The sequence below is a fragment of the Flavobacterium suncheonense GH29-5 = DSM 17707 genome (assembly GCF_000430025.1).
GTDB lineage: Bacteria > Bacteroidota > Bacteroidia > Flavobacteriales > Flavobacteriaceae > Flavobacterium > Flavobacterium suncheonense.
The window spans coordinates 1-4,559 of record NZ_AUCZ01000028.1 but is presented as its reverse complement, the minus strand read 5'-3'; the positions used below and the strand labels follow the sequence as shown (position 1 = coordinate 4,559).

Below are 4,559 nucleotides of genomic sequence, written 5' to 3'. Positions count from 1 at the left end.
CCCATCCATACTCATCTTGGGAAAGAGGAACCAACGAGAACACAAACGGTTTAATTAGGCGATTTTTCCCAAAAGGAACCGATTTTAATAACATAACAATACAGCAAATAAAAGAAGCTGAATACAGCCTGAATAATCGCCCAAGAAAGGTATTGGGCTACAAAACTCCTGCCGAAAAACTCAATGAAGAAATACCATTTTCGGAAATAACTTTTGGCTCATTAAAAAGCTTAAAAAGTTATTCTGAAAAAAGAGTCAATATCTAAGAAAAATACTAAATTTGAAAAACTGAAAACTAAATGACCTTGTTGCATTAAGGTCTTGAATCCACCTCGCTAATCAAAAATCATTAAGAAATGGAATTTTTACTAGACACTAATGCTTACAGAAATCTAGTTAAAGGACTGACAATGGAAGAAGTTAGAAAGTTAGCATTAAAAATAAAAAAGAAAGAGGCAGACAAAGGACATCATGCTGGTTTTCCTATTGTAGTAGCTATGGAATTAATAAGCCATTTAGTTGAAAGTGACTTAGATTTACACGAATGTTATAAAGCTTTATGCTTATTGGTTGACCACACAAAAAACTACGATGCTGTAAAGAGAAAATATACAGGAACACTATACCCCCCATTAAATGTTATACTTCCTAAATACTTCTTTAATGAAGATGGAGAGTATTTAGATTTGTATAAAGTAATTATAAAGTTGGCACATGACATAACCGAGGACTATAATGTTAATAACATTGAAACATTCAAAAAGGAAATAAAAACCGTAAAAGATCAACTCTATTTTGAAAAAAAGGAGATTAGAGACAACTTTGAAAGTTATATAAAATCAATAAACAAAGATATTCCTGACTGGGAATATTTTAAAAAAAATAGAATTGAAAGACGGGAGTGGTTTAAAAATATACAAAATGGAAAATTTACTTTCTTGGTTTCAGAAGGTTTTATGCTAAGAGCATATTCGATAACCAAAAGAGATTACAAAAGGAGTGATAAAAATTTTGAAATCTTAGCAGAATTTTACAATAAATTTTACCCCGCATTAGTAATGAACGAGTTGCTACTTACTCAGCTTGGACACGGAACTGGTTCATTAGAAAGCGTTGAAGATGAAAAATGGAATACAATAACTGATATTCACATAATGTTTGCCATATTATTTAATCCTAAATCAGAAGAGAAAACACTCGTTACTAATGATGATGAAATTTTAAAAAGATTTACCGAAAGTGATTTGGGGAATAAAGTAATGAAGTTAGAAGATTTTAAAGAGATTTTAGAAATTTAAAAAACGGTTGCTAACAGCGGTTTGCCGCAAGCGGCAAATTGCAGTGGTCTCACTCCTACTTTTCATAAAAAACTCTATCTTTGGTAGAAACCAAAATGTTCTAAGCGCCGCCTGACGGCAAGCCGCGGAACGTTGTGTGCTATAATTGCCGAACGAAACCGCAAAAAAATCGCTTAATCATTTGCTTATTGTTAACTTTTAAGATAACTTTGTCAAATGAGTAGAGAAATCATATTTTACGAAAATCATTTTATAGAATTTTACCAAAAACAAGACGAAAAGGTAAAAGAAAAAATAAAATACGTTCTTGAATTAATAAAACAAGTAGAAAAAGTTCCTGAAAAATTTTTAAAGCATTTAACTGGCACCAATGGACTTTATGAAATCAGAATTGAATATCAGTCAAATATTTACAGAATCTTTTGCTGCTTTGATAAAGGAAAATTAGTTATCCTTTTTAATGGATTTCAAAAAAAGACACAGAAGGCGCCAAAAAATGAATTAGAAAAAGCGTTGAGTTTAATGAATGAATATTTTCAACAAAACAATAAATAAAAATGAAAGACTATAAAAACATAAAAACGTTTGATCAACTTATTGAAGCTGAACACGGAAAAATCGGGACTGAAAGCAGAAATGGTTATGAAGAAAAATCACAGATGTTCATCATCAGTGAAATGCTTAAAGAAGCTCGAAAAGAAGCAAAAATAACTCAAGAACAACTTGCTGAAAAGACAGGAACGAAAAAAAGCTATATTTCAAGAATTGAAAATGGAAAAGGAAACATCCAACTTTCTACTTTGATAAGAATCTTCGAGATAGGATTAAACAAAAGAATTGGATTAACTTTTCTGTAAATAATTATTACAGCACACAACAGCGGTTTAGCCGCATTGCTGGCTCAACTCTTAAAAGAAAATCCTTCGGATTTTCATGCGCTGCATTTCATAATAAAATTCTTCGTAAATTGCCGCAACGACGGCTAAGCCTGAAACGTTGTGTGCCATTTGCCAAATCGTATCTAAAAGTACTTCTTGTGAAAACTATTTTAATTATTATTGCTTCTTTTCTATTATTCTCATGTAAAAAAAATGAGAAAATTAAAGTTTTTGATAAAACAAAAATTGATAATCAAATCTTAACAGATTCAGTAATTATTTTTTCAAATATTCCTACTATTAAAACTCAATACGATTTTTCAGAGAACGAGGCCAAGGATTGTCTATATAAACATTTTAAGAAAAAAGGAATTAAACAAAACTCACAAATAAAAGGTGATCTATCCGAAACTGAGAATGAATTATTTATTGATTATGACACTATTTATAAAATAAACTCTGAAAAATCTATGGCAGTAATTACATATTGGATAGCTCCTGCTTATTCAAGTGGTCATTGCATACTTCCTTATCGAGCAATTATTTCAAAAAATCAAAAAGGTTTAAGAATTAGTAATGAAGAATTCATTCCGCAAAATTTTTATATTGACAGCTTGATAAATGATAAGTTATACGTTTCAGATGTAGAGTGTGCAAATAGTATAACTAAACGAAAATATAGAATAACTTTAAAATAACGTCACACAACAACGGTTTAAAACCATTGCTGGTTTAAACCATAAAAGAAAATCCTGCGGATTTTCAAGCACTGCATTCCATAACAAATAATTCGTAAATTGCCGCAACGGTTTTAAGCCGTAAAACGTTAGGCACAATAATACCAAAACTATGACTTTAACCCAGAATATCGGATTTTTCACCTCCATAATTTATATGTTTTATATTCTTTGGTGGAAATTCAATGGGAAAATCTTTTTTGAAAAAAAATTATTATTAATAAACATTATCATTTCCTCAATCTATGCCTTTATAGGTTTATCATTAAATTATTCAATACAAAGCGCAGGGTTTTTAATTCCTATTTCATTAATATTTGTAATACATGTAATGAATTTATTGTCATTAGCTTTAAAAAAGAGACAATTTGAAGCGGAATATTATCGAGGCAGTGGAGAATTAATTGATAAACTATTTACTCTTATAGTTATCTTTTTGACAGTAATACTTCCGGTATTTTTTTTAAGTTCATTAATAAGTTGAAGGTTTTGTGATTAGAATTACTGTGCCTAACAACGGTTTTATGCAATGGCGGCAACAGTGCATAATGGAAAGAGCAGAAATCAAAAGTCTTTACTTCCCTTCTATTTTTTCTTTCTAACTTTTCGGTATATTTGTAAACATCAGTAATAAAAACCGCCACTGACATAAAGCCGGTGGGACGTTAGCCGTCAGTTTAACAAAACTGTGTAGATATAATAAAGCTAAAATTAAAATGATCAAAATCTATCATTTCATATTCTATAGAATGTTTTTATCTATTTCAAAAACAAATCAATTTAATCCTGAATCAAGTACATTGTGGCTACTATCCACAGCAATTTTACTTAATCTATTTACGTTATCATCATTTGTATTAGAAAAATTAAATCCTACATCAATAATAATTATTATGATAGTTGGAATTGTTTTGGGAACTATTAATGTTTCATATTTTTCAAAAGAAACTAATCTTAAATCTATTCTTGACAAATTCAAATCCAAAGAAACAAGTCCAATTTCAAACTTTTTAGCCGATAACTATCCTTTTATTTCTATCTTACTTTTTCTAAAATCTATAAACGTTGAGTCTTTTTTGATTTATTTGATGATTGGTGTTTTTCTAATTTTAATATTATTTAAAGATTAATAAAACTGAACAAAGTGTAACAAATTGAATATTAAAGATTTTCAACAATAATATTATTAAAAAATAAAACTTAACTATGGATATTTTTGAAATACTTGAAGGTCGTTTTATACTTAACTATATTGGAGGAACCTTAAGATATATCTATGGTAGTATTTGGAGAACAATATTTAATAAACATAAATTTACTTATAAAGAATATATTTATGGCCCAAAAAAAACTGATTATTATGATGAATGGGGGCATGAAGTTAATAATCGAATGATTGCCGGAATATTTTTAGTTTTAGTTTTTATATTAATCGCAACCTACTCTACAATGTGGTAGTTAAAAAATAAAACCGAACGGCTAACAGCGGTTTAGCCGCATTGCTGGTCTTAACCTCAATAGAAAATCCTTCGGATTTTCATGTATTGCATTTCATAATAAAATTCTTCGTAAATTGCCGCAACGACGGCCAAGCCGCAGAAACGTTATAGCGCATAGACTCAGCGCGCGTAAAAAAAAGCTACTTA

The 4,559-nt window shown here is 29.5% G+C and carries 8 protein-coding genes; all 8 read left to right on the top strand.

The window, feature by feature from the left end; genetic code table 11:
- Positions 1–266 (top strand): IS30 family transposase (locus tag G498_RS15920; RefSeq protein WP_211227765.1); only part of this gene is annotated, 266 nt, incomplete at its 5' end.
- A 90-nt stretch (positions 267–356) separates the two neighbouring features.
- Positions 357–1,298, top strand: coding sequence for a hypothetical protein (locus G498_RS0109740; protein ID WP_026980991.1), 942 nt, complete (start codon positions 357–359; stop codon positions 1,296–1,298).
- Positions 1,299–1,514: 216 nt separating this feature from the next.
- Entirely contained in the window at positions 1,515–1,853 is a 339-nt protein-coding gene (locus G498_RS0109735) for a type II toxin-antitoxin system RelE/ParE family toxin (RefSeq protein ID WP_026980990.1), read from the top strand.
- A 2-nt stretch (positions 1,854–1,855) separates the two neighbouring features.
- Positions 1,856–2,155 carry a helix-turn-helix domain-containing protein gene (locus G498_RS0109730; RefSeq protein WP_026980989.1) on the top strand — a complete coding sequence of 100 codons (300 nt, stop codon included), beginning with the start codon at positions 1,856–1,858 and terminating at the stop codon, positions 2,153–2,155.
- A gap of 179 nt (positions 2,156–2,334) precedes the next feature.
- Complete coding sequence (locus G498_RS0109720) at positions 2,335–2,874, top strand: hypothetical protein (protein WP_035745079.1); 540 nt, start codon at positions 2,335–2,337, stop codon at positions 2,872–2,874.
- 151 nt (positions 2,875–3,025) lie between these two features.
- Positions 3,026–3,397 carry a hypothetical protein gene (locus G498_RS0109710; protein WP_131387718.1) on the top strand — a complete coding sequence of 124 codons (372 nt, stop codon included), beginning with the start codon at positions 3,026–3,028 and terminating at the stop codon, positions 3,395–3,397.
- A 232-nt stretch (positions 3,398–3,629) separates the two neighbouring features.
- Positions 3,630–4,043 carry a hypothetical protein gene (locus G498_RS0109705; RefSeq protein ID WP_035745082.1) on the top strand — a complete coding sequence of 138 codons (414 nt, stop codon included), beginning with the start codon at positions 3,630–3,632 and terminating at the stop codon, positions 4,041–4,043.
- Between the two features lie 76 nt (positions 4,044–4,119).
- Positions 4,120–4,371, top strand: a complete 252-nt coding sequence (locus G498_RS0109700) for a hypothetical protein (protein ID WP_026980984.1) — start codon at positions 4,120–4,122, stop codon at positions 4,369–4,371.
- The last annotated feature ends 188 nt before the right edge of the window (positions 4,372–4,559 follow it).

Excerpts from the sequence above, each read along its gene's own strand:
- G498_RS0109740 (WP_026980991.1), top strand. The coding sequence starts at position 357 with ATGGAATTTTTACTAGACACTAATGCTTACAGAAATCTAGTTAAAGGA.
- G498_RS0109735 (WP_026980990.1), top strand. The coding sequence starts at position 1,515 with ATGAGTAGAGAAATCATATTTTACGAAAATCATTTTATAGAATTTTAC.
- G498_RS0109730 (WP_026980989.1), top strand. The coding sequence starts at position 1,856 with ATGAAAGACTATAAAAACATAAAAACGTTTGATCAACTTATTGAAGCT.
- G498_RS0109710 (WP_131387718.1), top strand. The coding sequence starts at position 3,026 with ATGACTTTAACCCAGAATATCGGATTTTTCACCTCCATAATTTATATG.
- G498_RS0109705 (WP_035745082.1), top strand. The coding sequence starts at position 3,630 with ATGATCAAAATCTATCATTTCATATTCTATAGAATGTTTTTATCTATT.
- G498_RS0109700 (WP_026980984.1), top strand. The coding sequence starts at position 4,120 with ATGGATATTTTTGAAATACTTGAAGGTCGTTTTATACTTAACTATATT.